Below are 25856 nucleotides of genomic sequence, written 5' to 3' on the forward strand. Positions count from 1 at the left end.
TCGGCGTTCAGGGGAGGGTGTGCGGGGCGGAGGGGATGAGGCCGAGCGGGGCGACGAAGGTCGGGTCGCCCTCGGTGTTCAGGGCGTAGCACTGCCAGCCCGGTCCGGCCGGCGCGAACAGCTCGAAGCGGGCGGACGAGCCCACCGAGTCCGGCTGGTAGTGCTGCGCGTAGACCTGGCACGTGTAGTTAGCGGTGTCGGTCTGGATGCTGATCGTCAGCATGATCCCGGGCAGCAGCAGCGCCGTGAGCGCGACGACCACGAACACGCGCGTCGCGATGGTCCGCCTCCGCCCGCGCAGCGGACGGTCCGACGGGTCGTACTCCGTCAGCTCCGGGTGATCCTCGAACGTCACGTCTACGAGTCTGAGCCGCCCATCCCGCTAACGCAACACACGACGAAGGGCACGTCGTTGTCACTTCCGGGCCCGGAAAGTGACAACGACGTGCCCTTCGGCGGTGGGGAGCTAGTGCGAGGAGCCCTCGGTTTCGATTTCGGTGCGGTCGGCGGACCACAGCGTGTGGAAGACGCCCTCCTTGTCGACGCGCTTGTAGGTGTGCGCGCCGAAGAAGTCGCGCTGGCCCTGCACGAGCGCGGCCGGGAGGTGGGTGGAGGCCAGCGAGTCGTAGTACGACAGCGCGGAGCCGAAGCCGGGAACCGGCACGCCGGAGAGCGCGGCGGTGGCGACGATGCGGCGCCAGGCGGCCTCGCCCTCGCGGACGGCGTCGGCGAAGTACGGCGCCTCCAGCAGGGTCGCGATGTCGGGGTTCTCGTCGTAGGCGTCCGCGATGCGGTTGAGGAACTGGGCGCGGATGATGCAGCCGCCGCGCCAGATCTTGGCGATCTGGTCCTTGTTGATGTTCCAGCCGTACTTCTCGGCGCCCGCGATGATGGCGTCGAAGCCCTGCGCGTAGGCGACGACCTTGGACGCGTAGAGCGCCTTCGACACGTCATCGGCGAACGCGGCCACGTCGGCGGCCTTCTGCACGTCGGGACGCGACTGGATGGTCGCCTGCACCGCGGCGCGCTGCGCGGGCTTGGAGGACACGGCGCGGGCGAACACGGCCTCGGCGATGCCGCCGACCGGGATGCCCAGATCGAGTGCGTTCTGCACGGTCCAGACGCCGGTGCCCTTGGAGCCGGCCTGGTCGAGGACGATGTCCACGAACGGCTTGCCGGTCTCGGCGTCCACCTGGCGGAGCACCTCGGCGGTGATCTCGATCAGGTACGACTCCAGGTAGCCGTTGTTCCACTCGGCGAACACGTCCGCGATCTCGGCGGGCGACAGGCCGCCGATGGTGCGGAGGAGGTCGTACGCCTCCGCGATCAGCTGCATGTCCGCGTACTCGATGCCGTTGTGGATCATCTTCACGAAGTGACCGGCGCCGTCGGTGCCGACGTGGGTGACGCACGGCTCGCCCTCGGCGACCGCGGCGATGGAGGCGAGGATCGGGCCCAGGGTCTCGTACGACTCGGCCGAGCCGCCCGGCATGATCGAGGGGCCGTTGAGGGCGCCCTCCTCGCCGCCGGAGATGCCCGCGCCGACGAAGTGGATGCCGCTCGGCGCGATGCGCTTCTCGCGCTCGATGGTGTCGTGGAAGTTCGCGTTGCCGCCGTCGACGATGATGTCGCCCGGCTCGAACCGCTCCACGAGCTGGTCGATCACGGCGTCCGTGCCCCGGCCGGCCTGGACCATGATGATCGCGGTGCGCGGCTTGCTCAGCGACGCGACGAAGTCGTCGATCTGCTCGGAGGAGACGAAGCCGGCCTCCGGGTGGGCGTCCACCAGCTCCTCGGTGCGGGCGTAGGTCCGGTTGAAGACGGCGACGGTGTTGCCCTCGCGCGACGCGAGGTTGCGGGCCAGGTTCGACCCCATCACAGCCAGACCGACGACTCCGATGTTGGCCGGTGCGTGGTTCTCGGGCACGGAGGACTCCTTCGTTGAGATGGTTTGCGTCCAGCGTAGCCGTCCGGCCACGCTGTGATGCCTTGTATGACGCACAGCGCTCGCACGGCGCTGTGAGGTGCGGGAGGGGCCTCAGCCCAGCCGGAACGTGGCCCGCGGGATGCCGTCCACCAGCCGGTGTGCGAGGCCGAACGCGTCCTCCTCGGCGAGCTGGTGCGTGACGACGAGGGAGGCCAGGAACGACGCGTCCACCCGGCGGGACATGTCGTGCCGCGCGGGGATCGAGCAGAACGCGCGGGTGTCGTCGATGAACCCGCTGGTCTTGGTGAAGCCCGCGCTGTCCGTGATCGCCCGCCGGTAGCGGAGGATCGCCGCCGGGGTGTCCAGGAACCACCACGGCGCGCCCGCGTACACCGACGGGTAGAAGCCCGCGAGCGGCGCGATCTCGCGCGAGAAGGTCGTCTCGTCCACGGTGAACAGCACGATCCGGAAGGTCGGGTTCGTGCCGAAGTCGCGCAGGATCGGCGTGAGCGGCTCGGTGAACGACCCGACCGCGGGGAGGTCGTGGCCGGTGTCGGGGCCGTAGGCGTCGAACGTCGGCCGGTGGTGGTTGCGGTGCACGCCGGGGTGGAGCTGCATGACCAGGCCGTCGTCGGCCGCCATCTCGGCGAGCCGGTAGAGCATGTTGCGTCGGTAGGCGACCGCCTCTGCCGCGGTCAGGGAGCCGTCGAGAGCCGCGCGGTGGATACGGGAGGCCTCCGCCTCATCCAGCGGCTCGCTGCCCGTGTCGATCACACCGGTGTCGGTGGCGGTGCCGCCCGCGGCGGCGAACGCGGCGCGGCGGACGCGGAGCGCCTCCAGCAGCCCCGCATAGCTCGACGTGTCGACGTCGGCGCGAGCGGCCAGGCGGTCGAGCCGGCCCGCCCAGCCGGGCTCGTCCGGGTGCATGTACCGGTCGGCGCGGAAGGTCGGGACGACCCGTCCCGTGAAGGTCGGGTCGGCGGCGAGTCGCGCGTGCGCCTCCAGGTCGTCGGCCGGGTCGTCGGTCGTCGCGAGCACCGCGATCCGGAACCGGTCGAACAGCGCGCGCGGGCGGAACTCCGGCGTCGCCAGCGTGGCGGTGAGCTGGTCGTAGAGCGCGTCGGCGTTCTGCGCGGACGGCTGCTCGGTGAGCCCGAAGACCTCGCTGAACTCCGACTCGAACCAGAACCGCACCGGAGTGCCGAGGAAGGCGTCCCAGTGCTCGCAGAGGGTGCGCCAGATCGCGCGGCCGGAGGCGGGGGAGGGCACGCCGTCGCGGGCGAGCCCGAGGTCGCCGAGCGGGACGCCCACCGCGTGCAGCATCCGCGTCACGTAGTGGTCGGGCGTGATCAGCAGCGCCGCCGGGTCCGGGAAGGGCTCGTCGTCGGCCAGCATCGCCGCCGGCACGTGGCCGTGCGGGGAGTAGATGGGCGCGTCGGCGACGGCCGCGTGCAGCCGCCGGGCCAGGTCGTGCTCGGCGGGGTCGGCGGGGAAGAGCCGGTCGGGGTGCGGGGCGAGCGCGGTCATCCGCGTCCTTTCGTCGAGAGGTGCGAGGCGGGCGCCGGCCCGGTGGAGGCCCGGACCGTGAGGTGCGTGGGGAGCGTCGCGCCCTGCCTGCTGACCGGGGCGGCGCTCTCGTCCAGCCGGGCGAGCAGCATGGCGACCGCGGTGCGGCCGGCTTGCTCGATCGGCGCGGTCAGGGTGGTCAGCGGCGGGTTGCAGAAGTCGGCGCCGAAGATGTCGTCGCAGCCGACCAGCGAGACGTCGCCCGGCACGTCCACGCCGCGCTCGCGGAAGCGGGCGAGCATCCCGATCGCCAGGAGGTCGTTGAACGCGATGCACGCCGTCGCTCCCGCGTGCAGCACGGCGTCGGCCGCCGCCGCCCCTGCATACTGGCGCGGCGCGAACGGGCCGACCCGCAGGGTCTCCAGGTCGTAGCGCTCCGCCGCGCGGACGAGCGCGCGCCAGCGGCGCTCGTTCGACCAGGAGGTCTCCGGACCGGAGGCGTAGACGATCGAGGTGTGTCCGAGCGACGCCAGGTGCCCGACCGCCTGCTCGACGCCGTTGGGCGTGTCGATGAAGACGTTGGCGACGCCGCGGGTCTGCCGGTTGATCGCCACCAGCGGCATGTCGGCGGCCAGCGCGGTCAGCCGCCGGTCGGTCAGGCGGGAGGCGGCGAGGATCGCGCCGTCGAACGACGGCCGCAGCTTGTGCAGCATCCCGTCCTCCAGCTCGTCGGACTCCTCGGTGTCGACCAGGAGCTGCGTGTAGCCGGCGGCCTTGAGCTGCTGCTGCGTGCCCCGGATGATGCCGAAGTAGAACGGGTTCGTGACGTCGGAGACCAGCACGGCGATGCACCGGGTCCGGCCGCTGGTGAGCGCCCTGGCCTGCGAGTTCGGGATGTAGTTCAGCTCCCGGGCGGCACGCTCGATGCGCTCGCGCGTGATCGCGTTGACGCGGCCCGGATTGGCGAGGGCGCGGGAGGCCGTCGAGGTGGCGACACCGCTGGCGGCGGCCACGTCGGCGAGCGTGGCCGGGCGGTCCGTGCCGTCGGGATACCCGCGAAGCTGAGGGCTCATGCGCCCATCACAGCACACGATGGCAATTTTTGGCAATCGGTTGCAGTGCGATTGCCGCACTCCCTAGGCTCGGCGGCAGTCCCGCGGTGCGCACCTCGTCCGGGGGACACGATCCACCAGATCACCGTCCTCAAAGGAGAGTCACGTATGAGATCACGTTTCGCGCTCGGCGCGGTCGCCGGCCTGGCCGCCCTCGGCCTCGCCCTGACCGGATGCTCGTCCTCCGGCGGCGGATCGAACCCCGGCTCCACGGCCGTCGACGGGAAAGGGCGCACGCTCACCGTCTACACCGGCGTGAGCGGGCTCTATCCGCAGCAGCAGAAGGAGTGGTTCTCGGAGCTCCAGGCCCAGTTCAAGAAGGAGACCGGGGCCAACCTGGCCTTCGACACCTTCGCCAGCTCCAACGACGAGCTCACCAAGATCCAGACCTCGGTCGTCTCCGGGCAGGGCCCTGACGTCTACGCCCTCGGCACCACCTTCACGCCGACCGCGTACGCGACGGGCGCCTTCGTCAAGCTCACCGACGCCGACTGGACCAAGGTCGGCGGCCGCGACCGCTTCGTCCCCGCCGCACTCGGCATGTCCGGGCCGGACGCCAAGAACCAGATCGCGGTGCCGCTCGCGCAGCGCCCGTTCGTCATGGCGTACAACAAGGACCTCCTGAAGGCCGCGGGCATCGACAAGCCGGCCACCACCTGGGACGACTTCGCGAGCCAGGCCGAGAAGCTCACGACCGGCGGCACGTACGGCGTCGCGGTCGGCTACGCCGACAACTACGACCCGTGGAAGTTCATCTGGGCGATGTCCCAGCAGGGCGGCAACCCCATCCTCGACCTGAAGCCGAACAAGGCCCGCCTGGACGACCCGATCACCCAGAAGGCCTACGAGACCTACTTCGGCTGGCTCACCCAGCAGAAGGCCGTCGACCCGGCCGCGGTCGGCTGGAAGAACCCGCAGGCCGTCGCGGCGTTCGCCGCAGGTAAGGCCGCGTACCTGCCGATGGTGTCGGCCAGCTCGATGGAGGCGCTGGACAGCTCCGCCGTCGCCGGCAAGTACGCGTACGCGCTGATGCCGACCGTGACGCCGGGCAAGACCTCCAACCCGTCCAGCGGCAAGCCGGCGGCGAGCATCGTCTCGGGTGACAACCTCGTGGTCGCCTCGTACTCGAAGAACCAGGACCTGGCCTTCGCCTACATCAACATGGTGACCCGCGCCGACATGCAGACCAAGGAGTTCAAGCTCCTCGGCGACCTGCCGTCGAACGCGCAGGCCGCCGCCGACCTGCAGAAGTCCACGCCGATCATCGCGCCGATCGTCGACGCGATCGGCAAGTCCGTGGCGACGCCGTTCACCGGCGCCTGGGGCGACACCCAGCTCGCGCTGACCAACGTGGTGGTGCAGTCGATCCCGAACCTGTCGAACGGGTCGGTCAGCAGCTCCGAGCTGTCGGGGCTGCTGAAGACCGCGCAGTCGACGGCCCAGGGCTCGCTGGACAAGGCCAAGAAGTAACGGGTCGACCGTCATGTCCACCGACACCGCGGCCCCGGCCGCGACCGCCCTCCCGTCCGCGGAGGCCACCCCTCCGCGGGCGGGAGGGGCGCCCCGCCGGGGCCGCCGCACCGTGCAGCAGCGCAACCGGCCGCTCTGGATGCTGCTGCCCGGCGGCATCCTCATGCTGCTGGTCATCATCGTCCCGTTCGTGTTCGCGATCGTCATCTCGACGCTCGACCTCGACATGTACACGCTGCGCGACTGGGTCTCGGCGCCGTTCATCGGGCTCGGGAACTACGTCGAGGCGATCACCTCCTCCTCGCTGCTGCAGTCGATCTGGATCAGTGTCTCCTTCGCCGTGATCGCGGCCGTCGTGACCTTGCCGATCGGCGTCGCCGCGGCGCTGGCGACGCAGAACGCGTTCCGGGGCCGGGCGCTGGTTCGCTCGCTGTTCCTAGTGCCGTACGTGCTGCCCGGCTTCGTCGTCGGCACCTTCTGGCACACCATGCTGCAGCCGCACGGGATCGTGGACACGGTCCTCGGCGACCTCGGCATCCACACCGGCCTGTGGCTCAACGGGCCGCTCAGCTACTGGACACTCGTCGGCGTGCAGATCTGGTCGTCCTGGCCGTTCTTCTACCTGCTGGTGCTCGCCGGCCTGCAGTCGGTCGAGCAGGAGGTCCACGAGGCCGCGGCGCTCGACGGCGCCGGCTGGTGGGCGAAGCTGCGCTACGTCATCCTGCCGCACCTCCGCGGGCCGATCGCTCTGGCGCTGATCATCTCCCTGCTGCACAACATCAACGGCTTCACGCTGCCGTTCGTGCTCTTCGGGGTCCCGGCTCCCGCGGCCGTCAACGTCCTCCCGGTGCTGACCTACGTGACCAGCTTCCAGAGCTTCCGCTTCGGCCTCAGCTCGGCGATGGCGGTGTTCTCGCTGATCCTCATCCTGATCCCGCTGTTCATCTACCTGAAAGCGGTCCGGCTCGACACCGGCGACGACCGGAAGGAGAAGACGGCATGACCGCCTCCGCCCCCACCGCCTCCACTGCCCGCCCGGCGCGCCGCCGCGGCACGGGAGACGTCTCCCGGCTGCTGCCGCGCCCGCTGCAGGCCGTCATCATCGCCGTCCTGCTCTGCGTCGCGCTGCTGCCCATCGTCTATGTGCTGCTGTCGTCGGTGAACTCCGACATCGGCGTCGCGAGCGGCGAGTTCTTCCCGAGCTCGTTCCACCTCGACAACTACGTCAAGGTGTGGTCGACGGTCGCGCTCGGCAACGGGCTGATGAACAGCGTGATCGTCGCCGGAGGTGTCGCGATCGTGTGCGCCTTCCTCGCGGTGGCCACCGCGTACGTGCTGGTGCGGTTCGCGTTCCGCGGCCGGCTGACGTTCCTGCGTAGCCTGCTCGGCCTCCAGTCGATCCCCGGCACGCTGATGCTGCTGCCGGTGTTCGTGCTGTTCTCCTCGGCGTCGAGCGCTCTCGGCATCCCGATCATCGGAACGAGGTGGTCGCTGTTCGTCACCTACCTGACGTTCGCGCTGCCGTTCTCGACCTGGGTCATGGTGACCTATCTGCGTGGGCTGCCGCGCGAACTGGAGGAGGCCGCCCGCATCGACGGAGCGTCGTCGTGGCGCATCCTGACCAGGATCGTGCTGCCGCTGAGCTGGCCGGGCGTGGTCGTCGCCGGGATCTTCGCCTTCCTGCTCGGCTGGAACGACGTGCTGTTCGCCTCGGTGATGACCAACCCGGACACGCGCACGGCGGCCGTCGCGCTCCAGGTGTTCACCGTGGCGCAGGAGGGGGGAGCCCTGCCCCTCTACGGGCAGATGATGGCGGCGTCGCTGATCTGCGCGGTGCCGGTCGTCGCGCTCTACCTGGTGTTCCAGCGCTACCTCGTCGGCGGGCTGACCGCGGGCGGGGTTAAGTGAAGAAGAAGACGAGAGAAGTGAAGTGAGAGAGTGACTGACACAATCCGACCCACCTGGGCACTATCCGGCTTCGGCGACGAGATCGACCCCGACCCTGCGGTGCAGATCGCGGTCCTGCAGGCGCTGGGCGCCAACCACATCGAGGTGCGCAGCGCCTGGGGTGTCAACATCGTCGACCTCGACGACGAGCAGCTCGACCGGCTCGCGGGCATCCTCGCCGAGCGCGGGATGCGCGTCTCGGCCATCGCCTCGCCGATCGGCAAGGTCGATGTCGCGCTGCCCGTCGAGCACGAGGTGCAGCGGCTGGGGCGCGCGATCGCCGCGGCCAAGCGCTTGGGCGCGAGGTACATCCGGCTGTTCTCCTTCTACCGCGCGGAGGGCGTTCCGGTGGAGGACATCCGCGACGCCGTGCTGACCCGCATGCGGGCGCTCGCCGACGCGGCGGAGGCCGCCGGCGTGGTGCTCCTGCATGAGAACGAGAAGGACATCTACGGCGACACCCCCGAGCGCTGCCTCGACATCGTGGAGTCGGTCGGGTCGCCCGCGCTGAAGCTCGCCTGGGACAGCGCCAACTTCGTCCAGGTCGGCGTGCCGGGGCCGTTCTCCGACGGCTACGCGCTGCTGCGTCCGCACCTGGAGTACCTGCAGGTGAAGGACGCGCTGGCGGCCACCTCCGAGGTCACCCCTGCCGGGGAGGGCGACGGCCAGCTCCTGGAGACCCTCACCGCGCTGCGCGACGACGGCTACACGGGCTTCGCCTCGCTGGAGCCCCACCTCACCGATGTCAACGCCCTCGGCGGCTTCTCGGGACCGGCGGCGTTCGGCGTCGCCGGCCGCGCCCTCCGCCGCCTCACCGACCAGATCGGAGTCACCCTCGCATGAGCACGGAACCCACCACCCTGAACGTCGCCATCGTCGGCTGCGGCATCATCGGGCTCAACCACGCCCGCGCGATCCTCCGGCATCCCGGGCTGGCGCTGTCGGCGCTGGTCGACGCGATCCCGGCGGCCGCGACGGCGCTCGCCGACCAGCTTGTCTCCGAGTACGGCGCCGACCGAGTCGCCGAGTTCGGCTCGCTGACCGACGCGCTCGCCGGAGCGCCGGTGGACCTGGTCGTCATCTGCACGCCGAGCGGCCTCCACGTCGTGCTCGCCGAGGAGGCGCTCGCCGCGGGCAAGCACGTCGTGATCGAGAAGCCGCTCGACGTGTCGCTGCCGCGCGCCCGCCGGATTCTGGCGCTGTCGAAGCGCGCCGAACAGGACGGCCTGACGGTCTCGGTGATCAGCCAGCACCGCTTCGACCCGGCCTCCCGGGTCGTCGCCGGCGCCGCCCACTCCGGCGCCTTCGGGCGCCTGACCAGCGGGCTCGCCTCCGTCGCCTGGTGGCGCAGCCAGGAGTATTACGACTCCGGCCAGTGGCGCGGCACCTGGGAGCTCGACGGCGGGGGAGCGGTGATGAACCAGGGCGTCCACACCGTCGACCTGCTCGTCTGGTTCCTCGGGCAGCCGGTCGAGATCGACGCGCGGACCGCCCTGCTCGCCCACGAGCGCGTGGAGGTCGAGGACATCGCCGTCGCGACGATCCGTTTCGAGTCGGGCGCGCTCGCGGTGCTGCACGCGACGACCGCCGCCTACCCCGGGCTGTCGGTGCGCCTGCAGGTGCACGGCGACCGCGGCTCGGCGATCATCGACGACGACCAGCTCGAGTACTTCGGCACGGCGGACACCGACGGCAACCGCGCCGCGGACCTCGTGCCGGCGAGCGACCTGCGCGGCGGCGACCGCGGCCCCGACCAGTTCGTGATCGGGCACTTCCGGCAGTACGACGACATCGTGGAGGCCATCCGCGAGCACCGCGCGCCAGGGGTCACCGTCGCAGACGCGTTCCTCTCGCTCGCGGTCGTCCGTTCCGTGTACCTGTCGGCCACGCTCGGCCGCCCCGTGCTGCTGGACGACGTGCTGGACGGCTCGCTCGACGACGTCGAGGTCACGACGGGGGTGCGCGCATGAAGTTCTCCGTGTTCACCGCTTCCACGCCGGACTGGACGCCGGAGGAGGCCGCACGCACCGTCGCGGCGCAGGGCTGGGACGGCATCGAGTGGCGCGTGGTCGACCAGCAGCCGGCCGACGAGCCGGGCTTCTGGGCGGGCAACCGCGCGACCTGGCCGCTGACCGGGCTCGAGGAGTCCCTCCCCGAGATCGCCCGCCTGACCCGGGAGGCCGGGCTGGAGTTCTCCGGCATCGGCGGCTACGCGGGCTGCGGCGACCACGCGAACGTCGACCGGATGCTCGCCGCGACCGCCGAGCTCGGCGCGCGCCAGGTGCGCGTCACCATGCCGCGCTCCGACCTCGGCGACTACCGCGAGCTGTTCGCCGCCGCGCGGGCCGACATGGAGCGCGCGGCCTCCGTCGCCGCGTCGCTCGGCGTGAAGGCACTGGTGGAGCTGCACCACGAGACGATCACGCCGTCGGCCTCCGCCGCGCTCCGGCTGCTCGACGGACTCGACCCGCAGGCGGTCGGCGTCATCCACGACCTCGGCAACCTGCTGATCGAGGGCCAGGAGCGCACGCTCTCCGCCCTTCAGCTCCTCGGCCCGTACCTCGCTCACGTGCACGTCAAGAACGTGCAGTGGCTGCGGGGGGAGCCGGAGGCGGACGGCACCGTGCGCTGGCGCCACGACTGGGCGCCGCTGCGCGAGGGCGTGGGAGACGTGGACGCCTACTTCCGCGCGCTGCACGAGTTCGGCTATGACGGGTGGGTGACCTGCGAGGACTTCTCCACCGCGGTTCCGCTCGAGGAGCGCACCCGCGGCAATCTGGCCTACCTCCGCGACGTGGAGGCGCGCACGCGCGACGCGGTGCCGGCATGACCGAGGCCCCATCGATCGCCTCGGCCCGTCAGGTGCGCCACCCCGTGCGGGTGGCGCACCTCGGGCTGGGCGCGTTCCACCGCGCTCACCAGGCCTGGTACACGCAGCGGGCCAACGAGGCGGCGGACCCGGGAAGCGGTGGAGCGGGCTGGGGCATCGCCGCCTTCACCGGCCGCAGCCCCGACGCCGCGCGGGTGCTCGCCGCGCAGGACGCCGTCTACACCCTCATCGAGCGCGGCCCGGACGGCGACGCCGCGATCGTCGTGGAGGCGCTCAGCAGCGTCCACGACGGCGCCGACACGGCGGCGTGGCGGCGCGTCCTCGCCGACCCCGAGGTGGGCGTGCTCACGCTCACCGTGACGGAAGCCGGCTACCGCCCGGGATCGAGCGCGCCTGCGCGTGTGCTCGACGGCCTGCGGGCGCGATTCGAGGCCGGCGCTGGTGGCATCGCCATCGTGAGCTGCGACAACCTCCCGGACAACGGCGCCGTGATCCGCGACGCCGTGCTCGCCCTGACCGAGCCCGGCTCCGACCTGGACGCCTGGATCCGCAGCGAGGTCTCCTTCGTCTCCTCGATGGTCGACCGCATCACCCCGGCCACCACCGACGCCGACCGGGAGGCCGCACTGCGGCTCACCGGCCTGGCGGACGCCGCGCCCGTCGTCACCGAGCCGTTCGCGGAGTGGGTGCTCGCGGGCGACTTCCCCGCGGGCCGCCCGGCCTGGGAGGCCGCCGGTGCGCAGTTCGTGGACGACATCGCCCCGTACGAGCGCCGGAAGCTCTGGCTCCTGAACGCCGGGCACTCCCTGCTGGCCTATCACGGCCTCGCCGCCGGCCTCCGCACGGTCGCCGAAGCGGTCGCCGACCCTGCGCTCTCCGCCGAGCTGGAGCGGCTCTGGAGCGAGCAGCGCACCGAGCTGCCCTTCGACGCGCAGACCGTGGACGACGCGCTCGCCGCCCTGCGCGCGCGCTTCGGCAACGCCCGCATCGAGCACCGCCTGGCGCAGATCGCGTCGGACGGCTCGCAGAAGCTCGGCCCGCGCATCCTCGACCCGCTGCGCGCCCGCCTGGCCTCCGGACTCGAGCCCGGCGCCGCCCGGCTCGGCGTCCTCGCGGCCTGGAGCAGGCACCTCCCCGGCCCGGAGGTCCGCGATCCGGGTGCCGACACCGTGGTGGCCGCCCTGCGCGACGCGCACACCCCCCGCGACCGCGCCGCCGCCGTGCTGGCCGCGCTCGCGCCCGACCTCACCGACCTGATCGAACCGCTCGCCGAGCGCATCGCCGCGAGCGATCCAGCCACGCACCAAGGAGCACACGCATGAGAATCACCGCAGCCGAGGTCCTGGTCTCCAGCCCGGGCCGCAACTTCGTCACCCTGCGGATCACGACCGAGGACGGTCACACGGGTCTGGGCGACGCGACGCTGAACGGGCGCGAGCTCGCCGTGGCCGCGTACTTGAGCGAGCACGTGGTCCCGTTGCTGATCGGCCGGGACGCGCACCGAATCGAGGACACCTGGCAGTACCTCTACAAGGGCGCCTACTGGCGGCGGGGTCCGGTGACGATGGCCTCCATCGCCGCAGTGGACACGGCCTTGTGGGACATCAAGGCCAAGGTCGCCGGCCTCCCGCTCTACCAGCTCCTCGGCGGGCGCAGCCGCGACGGCCTCCTGGTCTACGGGCACGCGTCCGGCGCCGAGCTGCCCGAGCTGTTCGACTCGATCAACGAGCACCTGGAGGAGGGCTACCGCGCCGTGCGGGTGCAGACCGGCATCCCGGGGCTGCCGTCGGTGTACGGCGTCGCGTCGAGCAAGAACGCCGCCGCGGGAGCCGGGAGCGGCTCGGACGCGCGCTACGACTACGAGCCGGCGCGCCGCAATGCGGTGCCGGTGGAGGAGTCCTGGGACACCCGCGCGTACTTGCGGCACGCGCCCACGGTGTTCGAAGCCGTCCGCAACGAGTTCGGGCCGGAGCTGCCGCTGCTGCACGACGCGCACCACCGGCTCACTCCGATCCAGGCGGCGAAGCTGGGCAAGTCGCTGGAGCCGTACGACCTGTTCTGGCTGGAGGACGTCACCCCGGCGGAGAACCAGGCGGTGCTGCGGCGGGTGCGCGAGCACACCACGACGCCGCTGGCGATCGGCGAGGTGTTCAACACGATCTGGGACTACCGGGAGCTGTTCGAGGAGCAGCTGATCGACTACGTGCGCTCCCCAGTCACCCACGCGGGCGGCATCACCGGGTTGCGCCGGATCTTCGACTACGCGGCCGTGTACCAGATCAAGTCCGGCGTGCACGGCCCGACCGACGTCTCCCCGGTCGGCCTGGCCGCGGCGATCCACCTCGGCATCGCGATCCCGAACTTCGGCATCCAGGAGTACATGAAGCACAGCCCGGCGACCCACGAGGTGTTCCGGACCACGTACACCTTCGAGGAGGGCATGCTGAAGCCCGGAGACCAGCCCGGAATCGGTGTCGACTACGACGACGTCGTCGCGCAGTCCTTCCCGTACGAGGCCGCCTACCTCCCCGTGAACCGCCTCCTCGACGGCTCGATGCACGACTGGTGAGCGGCCTCCGCAGGAGAATAGGAGACATGAGCGTCAGAGTCGTGGTGATGGGCGTGTCCGGGTCGGGCAAGTCGACGGTCGGGAGGCTCGTCGCGGACGCGCTCGGCGCGGGGTTCGTGGACGGCGACGACCTCCACCCGGCCGCGAACGTCGCCAAGATGAGCCAGGGTGTCCCGCTGACCGACGACGACCGCGAGCCGTGGCTGCGCGCGGTCGGGCGCACGCTCGCGGACGCCGGTGCGGCCGGGATGGTCGTCGCGTGCTCGGCGCTGAAGCGCTCGTACCGCGACCTGATCCGGTCGGAGGCGCCCGGCACGTTCTTCGCCGAGCTCGACGGCGACCGCGCCCTGCTCGCCGAGCGGATGATCCGGCCGGGCCACTTCATGCCGGCCTCCCTGCTCGCCTCGCAGCTCGCGACGCTGGAGCCGCTCCAGCCCGGGGAGGACGGCGTGCGGCTCGACGTCGCCGAACCTCCCGAGGACCTCGTGTCCGCGATCGTGGACGACGTGCGCTCGGCCGTCGGGTAGACTGGGTTACTGAACTTCGGCGAGGGATGCGTCAGGCATCCGTTATCGACGCGGTGGAGCAGGCTTCGCAGTCTTTCCTCGCGCACCTCGATGCGCTCGAGTCGACACCCCCCATACTGCGAGCCCTCCGGCTCGCCCAGACAGCCGGCCCCGCCGGCAAGGAGACATCATGGCTGACGAGTCCAACAAGGTCGTCGCGGAGATCCGCGACAGCTTCGGCAAGGGCGCTGCCCGCAAGATCCGCGCCAAGGGCCTGATCCCCGCGGTCATCTACGGCCACGGCACCGACCCGGTGCACGTCACCGTCCCGGCCCACCAGGTCGGCCTGCTGCTCCGCAAGGCCAACGCGATCCTCGACCTCGACATCGACGGGAAGAGCCAGCTCACGCTGGTGAAGGACGTCCAGAAGGACCCGGTGCTCCAGATCATCGAGCACCTCGACCTCATCATCGTCCGCCGCGGCGAGAAGGTGACCGTCGAGGTCCCCGTGCACGTCGAGGGCGAGCCGTTCTCCGGCACCATCGCGGTGCTCGACATCCCGACCATCAAGCTCGAGGTCGAGGCCACCCACATCCCCGAGCGCATCGTCATCGACGTGACGGACGCCGAGGAGGGCACCCAGTACCACGCCAAGGACTTCGCCCTCCCGTCGGGCGCCGTGCTCGCCGAGGACGAGGACCTGCTCATCCTCAACGTCGTCGTCCCGGCCGCCGCGCGCGCCGACGAGGAGGCGGAAGAGGCCGCTGCTGCCGAGGCCACCGAGGAGGCTGCCGAGGAGGCCGCCGCCGAAGAGTCCGCGGAGTAATCACCCCCGATGGCCAGTCCTCTCTCTTCAGAGGGCCCCTGGCTCGTGGTCGGGCTCGGTAACCCCGGGCCCGGCTACGCGGCCACTCGTCACAACGTGGGGCAGATGGTGCTGGACGAGCTCGCGTCGCGCGGCCGCCTCACCTTCAAGACCCACAAGACGAACTCCACGGTCGCCGAGGGGCGTCTCGCCCCCGGCGGGCCGCGGTTCATCCTGGCCAAGCCGAACACGTTCATGAACGTGTCAGGCGGCCCGGTGTCGCAGCTCCTGCGCTTCTACTCGCTCGACCCCGCGCACCTGATCGTGGTGCAGGACGAGCTCGACATCCCGTTCGACACCCTCAAGCTGAAGTTCGGCGGCGGCCACGGCGGCCACAACGGCGTGCGCGACGTGATCGCCGCGACCGGCACCGGCGACTTCACCCGGGTGCGCGTCGGCGTCGGCCGGCCGCCCGGCTCGCGTGCTGCCGCCGACCATGTGCTCGCCGGTTTCAGCGCGGAGGAGCGCAAGAACCTCCCGATCCTCGTCGGCGACGCCGCCGACGCGATCGAGAAGATCGCCACCGACGGCCTCACCGCCGCCCAGAACCACTTCCACACCGAGCGCTGACGCCCTCATCCATCCGCCGAGGGGCACGTAAACGCCCCTAAAACGCGGTTTTGGGGGCGTTTACGTGCCCCTCGGCGCTAGGCGTGCGGGGCGGTCGCGGCGATGGTGACGGTGTAGACGATGAAGGACAGGACCGGGGCCGCCGCGGCGACGGCGATCCCGACGACGCCGAACGCGCGACCGCGCTTGGTCGCGACCGCGATGATCCCCAGCACGAGCGCGAGGATGCCGAGCACCGTCCCGAAGAGCATCTGTGCGCCCATCAGGACCCCGATCGGCGCGAACGCGGCCAGCTGCGCCTGCGAGAGGTTCGTCGAGTCCACCGTGTAGGCGGTGCCCGCCGTGCCGTGCATCAGCGGTCCCGCGGTCATGCCGATGTACACCGAGGCGACCAGCGACAGCACGAAGACGCCGAGCGCGAGGCCCATCGAGACAGCGCCGAGCGTCCGCGGCCGCAGCGGAGCGGGCGGCGCGGCGTAGTAGCCCGGCGGCCCGTAGACCGGCTGCGGCTGAAAGCTCATTGTTGTCCCCCTCCCCGGCGACTCACGCCGGACGTTCAGCCAGAGCGTAGCTGACGTGGGGCATCGGCCCAGGGCGACACGGTACCGTCGCAGACCATGAAGTTGTATACGCGCGAGTGGGGCGCAGGAGACCGGTACGCGGTCCTCGTCCACGGCGTCATGTCGGACTCGCGCAATTGGCGTCGGGTCGGCCCCGTGCTCGCCGAGCGCGGCTACCACGTGGTCGCCGTCGACCTCCGCGGCCACGGCCACAGCCCGCGCACCGCGGAGTACACCGCCGAGCTGATGGCGGAGGACATCGTCGACACCGTCCCGTACGCGCCGGAGCTCGTGATGGGCCACTCGCTCGGCGGGCTCACCGTGAGCCTCGCCGTCGACCGGCTGCACCCGCGGCGCGCGGTCTACGTCGACCCCGCCTTCTCCTGCCCGGCCGCCAACTGGTTCCAGCTCATGCTCGCTCCGGCCTTCCTGAAGACGCTGGCGCGGCAGTCCGCCGCGCGGATCGCCAAACGGAACCCGCGCTGGGATCCCGCCGACGTCGCGATCGAGGTCGAGACGTTCAAGTCGTTCGACCGCGCGGCCATCCCATCCGTGCTCGCGCCGAGCGTCATGCGCGCGCCGGAGCACATGGCCATTCCGTCGCTGGTGATGCTGGCCGACAACTCGCACCTGGTGAAGCCGCATGTCGCCGAGCGCCTGCGCGACACCGGCTTCGACGTGCGGGTGGTGCGGGGCAGCGGCCACGTCATCCACCGCGACGACCACGACGGGTTCATGGAGGCCCTCGAGGGCTGGATCTGACGCGGCCGGATCTGACGCGGCTAGCCTGAGCGGATGGAGCAGAGCACGGTCGTCGTCGCGCCGACGCGGCACGTGCTGGCTGTCCTCCCGCACGCTCCGCTCGGGATGGCCGCGGAGGCTCGGCTGCGAAGGCTGCGCTCGCCGGCGGACAGGGACGACTTCACCGCCGCCCGCCTGCTCGCCGCATACGCGCTCCGTGCCGCCGGCGCCGGGGAGGTTTCGCCCGTGGACCTGCGGCAACGCTGCGAGGTCTGCGGCGGCCAGCACGGCCTCCCGCTCGCGGTCGCCGGCCGTCACGTGAGCTGGTCGCACGCCGCCGGCTGGGTGGCCGCCGGGACATCGTGGTCCCGACTCGGTGTGGACGTCGAGGCGGACAGCGAGGTGAAGCTCGCCGACGCGCTGACGCCGGCCGAGCGCGCTCTGATCGGCGCGGCGGCGGACCCCGCGCGGGCCTTCCGGCTGGCGTGGACCGCCAAGGAGGCCTGCGTGAAGGCCGGGGTCGCGCGGCTGGACGGGTTCGCCGCGCTGGAGGTCCTCACGACTCCCGACGCGCTGCGCCCCTCGCACGCCGGGCTCCTGCTGAGCTCCCGGTCCGTCCCCGGCGCGATCGCGGCCGCCGCGACCGTCGAGCCGGCGCGCTGGGCGACGCTCGGCGACCGCGGCGAGCTCATTCCCGTCCCCGACCGGGGTGTCGGTCGCCGCGCGTAGACTCTCCCGAGTGATACTGCAGGGCTTGATCGCGGCGCTTCAGCGCGCCTCCACGTACGCCGACGCTCTGGCCTATGCGGGTCGCGACGCCGATTTCTCGCTCACCGACGGCCTCCGGGTGCCCCTCCTCGCCGGCCTCATCGGCAAGCGGGCCGCGGCGGGCTCCTCCGAGGCGGTGCTCGTCATCACGGCGACCGGCCGCGAGTCCGAGTCGGTGCGCGCCGCGCTGCCGTGCGTGCTCCCCGACGCCGAGATCGTGGAGTTCCCGGCCTGGGAGACGCTGCCGCACGAGCGCCTGAGCCCCAGCCCCGAGATCGTCGGCAAGCGGCTCCTCGCCCTGCGCCGGCTCGCCGACTGGTCGGCCGCCCGGGAGGCGGGGGAGGCCTCGCACCCGTTCGTGCTCGTCGCCTCGGTGCGCGCCGCCCTGCAGCCGCTGGCCGACAACCTCACCGACTACGGCACCATCGAGCTGACCGCGGGAGGCCGTGGGTTCGACCTCGGCGCGCTCGCCCTCCGGCTCGTCGACTTCGCCTACTCGCGCGTCGACATGGTCACCCGCCGCGGCGAGTTCGCCGTGCGCGGCGGCATCCTCGACGTCTTCCCGCCGACCGCCGAGCACCCGTACCGCGTCGACTTCTTCGGCGACGAGGTGGAGCAGATCCGGGCGTTCTCGGTCGCCGACCAGCGCTCGCTGCCCGAGCCGATCCCCGCGGTGACCCTCCCGCCGAGCCGTGAGCTGCTGCTCAGCGAGCCGGTGCGTCAGCGCGCCCGGGAGATGGAGCACGAGTTCCCGAGCCTGTCCGCGATGCTCGCCAAGATCGGCGAGGGCATCCCGGTGGAGGGCATGGAGTCGCTCGCCCCCGCGCTCGTGGACCGGCTCGTGCCGCTCACCCACTACCTCCCGAGCGGCGCGGCCGTCGCCGTGCTGTCGCCCGAGCGCGTCGCGTCGCGCGCGGTGAGCCTCGCCGAGACCAACCGCGAGTTCCTCTCGGCCGCGTGGAGCGCCGCGACCGTCGGCGCCGCCGCCCCGATCGACCTCGCGGCCGGCGACTTCCTCACCCTGCAGCGGCTCAAGGACTCGGTGAAGTTCAGCCGGCCGGGCCAGAGCGCCCCCGACCATCCGTGGTGGACGTTCTCGGGCTTCCAGGCCGACGCCGCCGACGGGCTCGTGCTGGAGCGCGAGGTCGAGGAGTACCTCCAGGTGCGCGTCAACGCGGAGGCCGTGCCCAGCTTCGCGGGCAACGTCACCGGCGCCGTCGAGCACGTCGCCCAGCGGCTGCGCGCGGGCTGGCGGGTCGCCATCGTCGCCGAGGGCGCGGGCCTGGTCGAGCGCGCTGCGCAGGTGCTGTCGGAGGCCGAGCTGCCCGCGCGCCCGGTCGACTCCTTCCCGGAGAGCCCGGAGCCCGGCGTCGCCTACCTGCTGCGCGCGACCGTGGAGCACGGCTTCGAGTTCCCGGAGGAGAAGCTCGCGCTGATCGGCGAGAGCGAGTTCTACGGCCGCTCGGTCGGCTACGAGTCGCGGCAGGTCAAGAAGCTCGCCACCCGGCGCAAGAACGTCGTCGACCCGCTCGCGCTGAAGCCGGGCGACTACGTCGTGCACGAGACGCACGGCATCGGCAAGTTCGTGGAGCTGACGCAGCGCGAGGTCTCCAGCGGCGGCCGCAACGCGGTCAAGTCCAAGCGCGAGTACCTGGCGCTGGAGTACGCGCCGTCCAAGCGCGGCTACCCGGGCGACAAGCTGTTCGTCCCGACCGACCAGCTCGACCTCCTCACCCGCTACGTCGGCGGCGAGGCCCCGCAGCTGTCCAAGATGGGCGGCAGCGACTGGTCGGCGGCCAAGGGCAAGGCCCGTCGTGCGGTCCGCGACATCGCCGTGGAGCTGGTCAAGCTCTACTCGGCGCGGATGGCCAGCAAGGGCCACGCGTTCGGCCCGGACACCCCGTGGCAGCGCGAGCTGGAGGAGGCGTTCCCGTTCGCGGAGACGCACGACCAGCTCCAGACCATCGACGAGGTGAAGGCCGACATGGAGCGGCCCATCCCGATGGACCGGCTCATCTCGGGAGACGTCGGCTTCGGCAAGACCGAGATCGCGATCCGGGCGGCCTTCAAGGCGGTGCAGGACGGCAAGCAGGTCGCCATGCTCGTGCCGACGACGCTGCTGGTGAAGCAGCACGCCGAGACCTTCATGGAGCGGTTCGCCGGCTTCCCCATCCATCTGCGCCAGCTCAGCCGGTTCCAGTCCGACAAGGAGGCGCGCGAGACCCTGCGCGGCATGGCCGACGGCACCGTGGACGTCGTGATCGGCACGCACCGCATCCTCGCCGACGGGGTCTCCTTCAAGGACCTCGGCCTGGTGATCATCGACGAGGAGCAGCGCTTCGGCGTCGAGCACAAGGACCAGCTGAAGAAGCTCAAGACCAACGTGGACATCCTGGCGATGAGCGCGACCCCGATCCCGCGCACGCTGGAGATGGCGGTCACCGGCATCCGCGAGATGTCGACCCTCGCCACCCCGCCGGAGGACCGGCACCCGATCCTCACCTTCGTCGGGCCGTACTCCGAGCGGCAGGTCGCCGCGGCGATCCGGCGCGAGCTGCTGCGCGAGGGCCAGGTGTTCTTCGTGCACAACCGTGTCGGGTCCATCTCGGCGGCGGCCGCCAAACTGGCCGAGCTCGTGCCGGAGGCCCGCGTCGGGGTCGCGCACGGCCGGATGAACGAGCACGCGCTCGAGCAGGTCGTGGTCGACTTCTGGGAGCGCAAGTTCGACGTGCTCGTCTCGACCACCATCATCGAGACCGGCCTCGACATCTCCAACGCCAACACGATCATCATCGACCGCGCCGACAAGTACGGGCTCAGCCAGCTCCACCAGCTCCGCGGCCGGGTGGGCCGTGGCCGCGAGCGGGCATACGCGTACTTCCTCTGGGACGAGGACAAGCCGCTCAGCGAGACAGCGCACGACCGGCTGTCCACGATCGCGGCGAACAACGACCTCGGCAGCGGCATGCAGGTCGCGCTCAAAGACCTCGAGATCCGCGGCGCGGGCAACCTCCTCGGCGGCGAGCAGTCCGGCCACATCGCCGGCGTCGGCTTCGACCTGTACCTGCGGATGATCGGGGAGGCCGTCTCCACGTTCCGCGGGGACGTCGCCGAGGGCCAGACCGAGCTGCGCCTGGAGCTGCCGGTCGACGCGCACATCCCCGAGGAGTACGTGGACAGCGAGCGGCTGCGGCTGGAGGCGTATCAGAAGCTGTCCACCGCGAGCTCGCCCGCCGCCAAGGACGGCCAGATCGACCTGGTGCTGGAGGAGCTGGCCGACCGCTACGGCGAGCCGCCTCAGCCGGTGCTGAACCTGATCGCGGTCTCGCGCCTGCGCCGGGCGGCGCAGAAAGCCGGGCTGGGGGAGGTCGTGGCGATGGGCTCCAACCTGCGCCTGGCCCCGGCGCTGCTCCCGGATTCCAAGCAGGTGCGCCTGCAGCGCATGTATCCGGGGTCGAAGTACCACGCGGCGCCCAAGGTCGCGACGGTCCCGCTGCCGCGGGTGAACGGCGAGGCGCTGGACGACGCGGGGCTGATCGAGTGGGTGGGCTCCCTGCTCGGCGCCCTGTTCCCGGCCCCGGAGCCGGCCACCGAACCCGCCGCCTGACGCGAGTAGTGCGCTGCCGCTGTATCGGTTGTACTATAGGTACCGATACAGACGGGAGGGCGTCACATGCGCATCGAGCTCGATCCGACGGCGGAGACGCCGCTCTACCAGCAGCTGCACGATCGCGTGATCGACGCCGTCGCGCGCGGTGAGCTGCGCGAGGGCGACGCGCTCGTCTCCGTGCGGCAGGTCGCCGTGCGGTTCGGGATCAACGCCGCCACCGTCGTCAAGGCGTACGACGCGCTCCGTACCGAGGGCATCGTGCGCACCAGCCGGCGCTCCGGGTCGGTGATCGCGCGCGACGCCGGAAGCGGACCGCCCGACGAGCGGTTCCTCGCCGACTGGTCGGCGCGGCTGAGCGCCCTGATCGCCGAGGGCATCGCCCACGGCGTCGAGCGGTCGGAGCTGGAGTCCCGCACGTCCGCCATCGCCTGGCTGTTCGACCAGGCCCGCGGGCAGAACGATGCCGCTGGCCAGCCCCCTGCGCGTCCCGCCGCACCTCCCGCCGCACCGACCAGGGGCGACACGAAAGGAAACTTCCCATGACCGCCGTCCTGCTGAGCACCTTCGCCGTGACGACGCTGATCGCCGCGATCCTCCTGATGCTGCCGGCGATGAGCCGCACCACCCTGCCGCTCGGCGTGCTGGTGCCGCGCGGCCGGGTCGCCGACCCGGTCGTGGTCGCGGCGATCCGGCGCTTCCGCGTCGTCGTCGTGGTCTCGTACGTCGTCGCGCTGGTCGCGGCCGTGCTCGTCATCCCGGTCGGCCCCGCCGCGCCGGCGCTCGTCGCGACGCTCGTCCTGCTGGTCGGCTCCATCGGGGGCTACCTGCTGTCGCGCCGGAGCATCCAGGCGGCCAAGCGCGCGGGCGGCTGGCTGGACGACGTGCCGGTGCGGATCTCCGGCAGCGTCACGCCGGACTCCGGCGCGCGGTCGCGGCCGGCGTTCGGTTGGTTCGCGGCCGCCCTGGTGCTGCTGCTGGCTGCCGGGGCGGTCGGCGTCGCGCTGTACGACAGCCTCCCGGCCTCCATCGCGGTGCACTGGGACGCGAGCGGGCAGCCCGACCGGTTCGCGGCCAAGACGGTCGCCTCGGTGTTCGGGCCGCTCCTGATCGCGTTCGGCGTGCTCGCGCTGATGGTGGGGATCGCGTTCGTGGTCCGCGCCGTCCCGTGGCGGCGCGGCGGGGGAGAGGCGCCGGAGGTCGCGGAGCGGATCGCTGCGCTGCAGGCCGAGCTGACGCAGTCGCTGCTCGGCTGGATGGCGTTCGTCGTGTCCGCCGCGTTCGCCGTGCTGTCCGTGATCGGCTGGCTGCACGACGGGTCGAACCAGCCGAGCGCCGGGATCGGCATCGTCACGGTCGCTCTGCTGGTGGTGATCTTCGTCGTGATCGGCCTCTATGCCATCCGTCTCGTCAGCGGGACGCGCGCCGCCCGCGCCGCCGTGCCGGTCGGAGGCGGGGCGACCGCGCCGGGGGCCGGCCGCGACGCCGTGGACCCGCGCGACGACGACCGGCACTGGAAGGGCGGGCTGATCTACGTCAACTCCGCCGACCCCGCACTGTTCGTCCCGAAGCGGTTCGGCGTCGGCGTGACGATCAACCTCGGCCACCCCGGCGGCATCGCCATCGGCGTCGTCACCCTGCTGCTCCTCGTCGCCGCCCTCACGCTCCCCGCCCTCCTCCGCTGACGCCCCCGCGATTCGTCACGAATGTCGCGTTTCGCGCGCGGATTCGCGCGATTCGGCACGAATGTCGTCGCCGTCGATCCCTGCGATTCGTTACGAATGTGGCGTTTCGCGCGCGGATTCGCGCGATTCGTCACGAATCTCGCGCGGGTGCTGGCGGCGGTTGCGGCGCGCGAGCGTGGTGACGAGGATTCCGGCGAGCACGATCGAGACCGCGGAGCCCAGCAGCACCGCGAGGGTGCCCTCGGCGCGCACGGTGGCCGAGCCCGCGAAGGCCAGCTCGTTCATCAGCAGCGACACCGTGAAGCCGATGCCGCCCAGTGCCCCGACCGTCACGAGACCGAGCACGGGGATGCGCGCGCGTTCCGCCTTCGGCCGCGTGAACGACCCGAGCCAGCCGCCCAGCGTGATCCCCACCAGCTTCCCGACGGGGAGGGCGACCAGGACCCCCCAGAACGCCGGCGACAGCTCTGCGGGGGATACTCCCGGGATGACGACGAGCGCGGCCGAGAAAGCGAACAGCGGCAGGATCAGCCCGTTCGACCACGGCTCCAGGGCGTGCGCGGTGCGACGGCCCGGCGCACGCGCCATGACCAGCCCGAGCGCGACGCCCGCGATCGTGGCGTGCACACCGGAGTCGTAGACGAGCCACCAGGTCAGCACCGCGAGCAGCGCCATCAGCACGCCGATAGGCCAGCGCAGCCTCCCGTGCAGCAGCCGGCTGAGCAGGCCGAACGCGACGACGACCACCGCGGCGGCGCCGAGCTCCAGCAGGTTCGGGTTCGTCGTGAAGAACACGGCGATGATCAGGATGGCCACCAGGTCGTCCAGCACCGCCAGCGCCAGCAGGAACACCCGCAGCCGGTTCGGCAGCCCGCGCCCGAACACCGCGAGCACGCCGAGCGCGAAGGCGATGTCCGTCGCGGTCGGGATGGGCCAGCCGTCGGACAGGCCGGAGCCCGCCGTGATCGCGAGGTAGATCAGGGCAGGCACGGCGACGCCGAACGCCGCCGCGATCGCCGGGTGGACGGCCTTCGCGAACGAGTTGAGCTCGCCGGCCACCAGCTCGTGCTTGAGCTCGACCGCCACGATGAAGAAGAAGACCGCGAGAAGCCCGTCGCTGATCCAGTGCCCGACGCTGAGGTCCACCAGGCCGCCTCCGACGTGGGAGTGCTGGAGGCTCAGCAAGGCGGGGCCGACGGCCGTGTTCGCCAGCAGGAGGCCGAGCGCGGCGGCGCCCAGCAGGAGCCCGGCGGCGGTGCGCTCGGAGCGGATGATGCTCATCGGTGGCCAATCTCGCGCCGACGCGCGGAAGGGAGGAACGAATTCGCCGACCAGACTTCCCGGCACACCAGTGATCCCAGTCTACCGATCGGTTCCGGTGAGAGGATGAACCTGTCCCCGACGGGAGGAGCATCCCATGACCGACGCGGCGCCCACCAGACTCGACGAGCTCGTCGCCGTGATGGCGCAGCTCCGCGCTCCCGGCGGCTGTCCGTGGGACGCAGCCCAGACGCACGAGTCGCTGGTGCAGTACCTCATCGAGGAGACCTACGAGCTGATCGAGGCCATCGAGACGGGGAACCGCGACGAGATGCTGGAGGAGCTCGGCGACGTGCTCTACCAGGTGCTGTTCCACGCGGACATCGCCGCGCACACCGCGGGCGAGGACTTCGACATCCAGGACGTCGCCGAGCAGATGACCCGCAAGATGGTCGGCCGGCACCCGCACGTCTTCGGCGGCGACCGCACGGCGGAGACCGCGGACGACGTGGTCGGGTTCTGGGACGACCTCAAGAAGGTCGAGAAGCCGGGCCGCACGAGCGTGCTGGACGGCATCCCTCAGGCCATGCCCTCCCTCGCGCTCGCCGACAAGCTGCTCGGCCGCGCCGAGAAGGTCGGCTTGATCGACCTGAGCGAGTCGGGCGGCGTGCAGGTGGAGAGCGAGGACGAGCTGGGGCCGCTGCTGCTGGCCATCGTCGCGTCGGCGAAGGCGCAGGGCCTGGACGCCGAGCGCGCGCTGCGGTCGACGCTGCGCGAGCTGCAGGGGGAGATCCGCGAGCAGGAAGCATCGGTTTAGGTTAGGCTTACCTAACGTGCCACGTCGGCACGCTTCCCACCTTCGTGCCATCGGCACCCTCCCGAGGAGAGTCATGCCCGTTTCCGCGCGCTCGCGCCTGGTCCTGTCGTTCGCCGCCGTCGCCTCCGCGGCCGCCCTCGTCCTCACCGGCTGTTCGGCGGGCGGGCAGGCCGACGAACCGTCCGCATCGGGCTCCGCGGGCAGCTTCCCGGTGACGATCGACAGCGCGCTCGGCGCGGCCACCATCCCCTCGGCGCCGAAGCGCGTCGCGACCTGGGGCTGGGGCGCGCAGGACATCGCGCTCGCCCTCGGTGTCGTCCCGGTCGCGATGCCGAAGTTCAGCTACGGCGGCGACGCGAAGGGCGTCCTCCCGTGGGACGCCGAGAAGATCGCGGCGCTGAAGGGGAAGACCCCGCAGCTTCTCGACGCCGACTCCGGCGAGGTGCCGTTCGAGCAGTTCGTGAAGGCCAAGCCGGACGTCATCCTGGCCCCGTACTCCGGCCTCACGCAGACCGAGTTCGACACGCTCAGCAAGATCGCTCCCGTCGTCGCGTACCCCGCGAAGCCGTGGGCGACGAGCTGGCGCGACCAGACCGCCATCGTCGGCAAGGCGCTCGGGATGACCTCCCAGGCGGACGCGCTCGTGAAGAAGACCGAGTCCGCCGTCGCCGCGCTGGCCGACACGTATCCGGCCATCAAGGGCAAGACGTTCTTCTACGCCGCCGCCAACCAGCCCGGCGTGCTCAACGTCTACCGCGCGGAGGACCCGCGGGTGCAGCTCTTGAACGACCTCGGGATGACCAACTCGCCGAGCATCGCCTCCCTCGACTCCTCGAAGGGCGACGGCAGCTTCTTCTACCAGCTCAGCTACGAGAACCTCTCGAAGATCGACACCGACCTGCTCGTCATGTACTTCGACAAGCAGTCGTCGGTGGACGCGTTCACCGCCGACCCGCTGGTCGCCGCGATGCCTGCCGTCAAGGAGGGCCGCTTCGCGCCGATCGTCGGCGAGTCGTTCGTCGCCGCCACGAGCGCGCCCAGCGTGCTCAGCATCCCGTGGATGCTCGACCGCTACGTGCCGCAGCTCGCCGCCGCGGCCGCGAAGGTCAAGTAGCC

General features: G+C 71.5%; 24 protein-coding genes. 18 read left to right on the plus strand and 6 right to left on the minus strand.

The features are described from left to right. Positions 1–7: 7 nt before the first annotated feature. The 4 genes from ACFQ9V_RS07420 to ACFQ9V_RS07435 form a co-directional block, all read right to left on the minus strand. A complete protein-coding gene (locus tag ACFQ9V_RS07420) occupies positions 8–355 on the minus strand; it encodes a hypothetical protein (protein WP_382458524.1) in 348 nt (115 codons plus the stop codon). A 111-nt stretch (positions 356–466) separates the two neighbouring features. After that, positions 467–1927 carry an NADP-dependent phosphogluconate dehydrogenase gene (gene gndA, locus ACFQ9V_RS07425; protein ID WP_382458525.1) on the minus strand — a complete coding sequence of 487 codons (1461 nt, stop codon included), beginning with the start codon at positions 1925–1927 and terminating at the stop codon, positions 467–469. 111 nt (positions 1928–2038) lie between these two features. Continuing rightward, positions 2039–3454: a glucuronate isomerase gene (gene uxaC, locus ACFQ9V_RS07430; protein WP_382458526.1), complete on the minus strand. Its 1416-nt coding sequence runs from the start codon at positions 3452–3454 to the stop codon at positions 2039–2041. Then, positions 3451–4506, minus strand: a complete 1056-nt coding sequence (locus tag ACFQ9V_RS07435) for a LacI family DNA-binding transcriptional regulator (RefSeq protein WP_382458527.1) — start codon at positions 4504–4506, stop codon at positions 3451–3453. Before ACFQ9V_RS07435 ends, uxaC begins: the two co-directional genes overlap by 4 nt. A gap of 147 nt (positions 4507–4653) precedes the next feature. On the opposite strand from ACFQ9V_RS07435, the gene ACFQ9V_RS07440 reads away from it, so the two are divergent. From ACFQ9V_RS07440 to pth, 11 genes are all read left to right on the plus strand, one after another. Then, positions 4654–6015, plus strand: coding sequence for an ABC transporter substrate-binding protein (locus tag ACFQ9V_RS07440; protein ID WP_382458528.1), 1362 nt, complete (start codon positions 4654–4656; stop codon positions 6013–6015). Between the two features lie 13 nt (positions 6016–6028). Beyond that, on the plus strand, positions 6029–7018 hold the full coding sequence (locus tag ACFQ9V_RS07445) for a carbohydrate ABC transporter permease (protein ID WP_382458529.1): 990 nt from the start codon (positions 6029–6031) through the stop codon (positions 7016–7018). After that, on the plus strand, positions 7015–7923 hold the full coding sequence (locus ACFQ9V_RS07450) for a carbohydrate ABC transporter permease (RefSeq protein ID WP_382458530.1): 909 nt from the start codon (positions 7015–7017) through the stop codon (positions 7921–7923). The genes ACFQ9V_RS07445 and ACFQ9V_RS07450 overlap by 4 nt, the downstream gene beginning before the upstream one ends. 30 nt (positions 7924–7953) lie before the next feature. Beyond that, complete coding sequence (locus tag ACFQ9V_RS07455; protein WP_382458531.1) at positions 7954–8805, plus strand: sugar phosphate isomerase/epimerase family protein; 852 nt, start codon at positions 7954–7956, stop codon at positions 8803–8805. Beyond that, a complete protein-coding gene (locus tag ACFQ9V_RS07460; RefSeq protein ID WP_382458532.1) occupies positions 8802–9932 on the plus strand; it encodes a Gfo/Idh/MocA family protein in 1131 nt (376 codons plus the stop codon). Before ACFQ9V_RS07455 ends, ACFQ9V_RS07460 begins: the two co-directional genes overlap by 4 nt. After that, positions 9929–10792, plus strand: coding sequence for a sugar phosphate isomerase/epimerase family protein (locus ACFQ9V_RS07465; RefSeq protein ID WP_382458533.1), 864 nt, complete (start codon positions 9929–9931; stop codon positions 10790–10792). Before ACFQ9V_RS07460 ends, ACFQ9V_RS07465 begins: the two co-directional genes overlap by 4 nt. Then, on the plus strand, positions 10789–12114 hold the full coding sequence (locus ACFQ9V_RS07470) for a mannitol dehydrogenase family protein (protein ID WP_382458534.1): 1326 nt from the start codon (positions 10789–10791) through the stop codon (positions 12112–12114). The genes ACFQ9V_RS07465 and ACFQ9V_RS07470 overlap by 4 nt, the downstream gene beginning before the upstream one ends. After that, positions 12111–13361 carry a D-mannonate dehydratase ManD gene (gene manD, locus ACFQ9V_RS07475; protein WP_382458535.1) on the plus strand — a complete coding sequence of 417 codons (1251 nt, stop codon included), beginning with the start codon at positions 12111–12113 and terminating at the stop codon, positions 13359–13361. Before ACFQ9V_RS07470 ends, manD begins: the two co-directional genes overlap by 4 nt. 26 nt (positions 13362–13387) lie before the next feature. Then, positions 13388–13888, plus strand: a complete 501-nt coding sequence (locus ACFQ9V_RS07480) for a gluconokinase (RefSeq protein WP_382458536.1) — start codon at positions 13388–13390, stop codon at positions 13886–13888. Between the two features lie 169 nt (positions 13889–14057). Continuing rightward, positions 14058–14693, plus strand: a complete 636-nt coding sequence (locus ACFQ9V_RS07485; RefSeq protein WP_382458537.1) for a 50S ribosomal protein L25/general stress protein Ctc — start codon at positions 14058–14060, stop codon at positions 14691–14693. Between the two features lie 9 nt (positions 14694–14702). Beyond that, on the plus strand, positions 14703–15302 hold the full coding sequence (pth, locus tag ACFQ9V_RS07490; RefSeq protein ID WP_382458538.1) for an aminoacyl-tRNA hydrolase: 600 nt from the start codon (positions 14703–14705) through the stop codon (positions 15300–15302). 77 nt (positions 15303–15379) lie between these two features. Here pth and ACFQ9V_RS07495 read toward each other — a convergent pair whose 3' ends face one another. After that, entirely contained in the window at positions 15380–15823 is a 444-nt protein-coding gene (locus tag ACFQ9V_RS07495; RefSeq protein ID WP_382458539.1) for a hypothetical protein, read from the minus strand. A 96-nt stretch (positions 15824–15919) separates the two neighbouring features. Here ACFQ9V_RS07495 and ACFQ9V_RS07500 point away from each other — a divergent pair, with 96 nt between their 5' ends. The 5 genes from ACFQ9V_RS07500 to ACFQ9V_RS07520 all read left to right on the plus strand — a co-directional run bounded on the left by ACFQ9V_RS07500 (position 15920) and on the right by ACFQ9V_RS07520 (position 22663). Beyond that, positions 15920–16624: an alpha/beta fold hydrolase gene (locus ACFQ9V_RS07500; protein WP_382458540.1), complete on the plus strand. Its 705-nt coding sequence runs from the start codon at positions 15920–15922 to the stop codon at positions 16622–16624. A 33-nt stretch (positions 16625–16657) separates the two neighbouring features. Then, on the plus strand, positions 16658–17332 hold the full coding sequence (locus tag ACFQ9V_RS07505) for a 4'-phosphopantetheinyl transferase family protein (RefSeq protein ID WP_382458541.1): 675 nt from the start codon (positions 16658–16660) through the stop codon (positions 17330–17332). Between the two features lie 10 nt (positions 17333–17342). Then, a complete protein-coding gene (gene mfd / locus ACFQ9V_RS07510; RefSeq protein ID WP_382458542.1) occupies positions 17343–20978 on the plus strand; it encodes a transcription-repair coupling factor in 3636 nt (1211 codons plus the stop codon). Between the two features lie 66 nt (positions 20979–21044). Further along, on the plus strand, positions 21045–21524 hold the full coding sequence (locus tag ACFQ9V_RS07515) for a GntR family transcriptional regulator (protein WP_382458543.1): 480 nt from the start codon (positions 21045–21047) through the stop codon (positions 21522–21524). Then, a complete protein-coding gene (locus ACFQ9V_RS07520) occupies positions 21521–22663 on the plus strand; it encodes a DUF1648 domain-containing protein (RefSeq protein ID WP_382458544.1) in 1143 nt (380 codons plus the stop codon). Before ACFQ9V_RS07515 ends, ACFQ9V_RS07520 begins: the two co-directional genes overlap by 4 nt. A gap of 90 nt (positions 22664–22753) precedes the next feature. On the opposite strand, the gene ACFQ9V_RS07525 is transcribed toward ACFQ9V_RS07520, so the two are convergent. Next, positions 22754–23944 (minus strand): Na+/H+ antiporter NhaA, encoded by a 1191-nt coding sequence (locus ACFQ9V_RS07525; RefSeq protein ID WP_382458545.1) that lies wholly within the window; start codon positions 23942–23944, stop codon positions 22754–22756. A gap of 136 nt (positions 23945–24080) precedes the next feature. Between ACFQ9V_RS07525 and ACFQ9V_RS07530 the strand changes: the two genes are divergently transcribed. Together ACFQ9V_RS07530 and ACFQ9V_RS07535 are read left to right on the plus strand one after the other, a co-directional pair. Then, on the plus strand, positions 24081–24740 hold the full coding sequence (locus ACFQ9V_RS07530) for a MazG family protein (protein ID WP_382458546.1): 660 nt from the start codon (positions 24081–24083) through the stop codon (positions 24738–24740). A gap of 73 nt (positions 24741–24813) precedes the next feature. Further along, positions 24814–25854 carry an iron-siderophore ABC transporter substrate-binding protein gene (locus tag ACFQ9V_RS07535; RefSeq protein WP_382458547.1) on the plus strand — a complete coding sequence of 347 codons (1041 nt, stop codon included), beginning with the start codon at positions 24814–24816 and terminating at the stop codon, positions 25852–25854. Positions 25855–25856: the final 2 nt, after the last annotated feature.

The sequence above is a fragment of the Leifsonia sp. NPDC056665 genome (assembly GCF_042791795.1).
Lineage (GTDB): Bacteria > Actinomycetota > Actinomycetes > Actinomycetales > Microbacteriaceae > Leifsonia.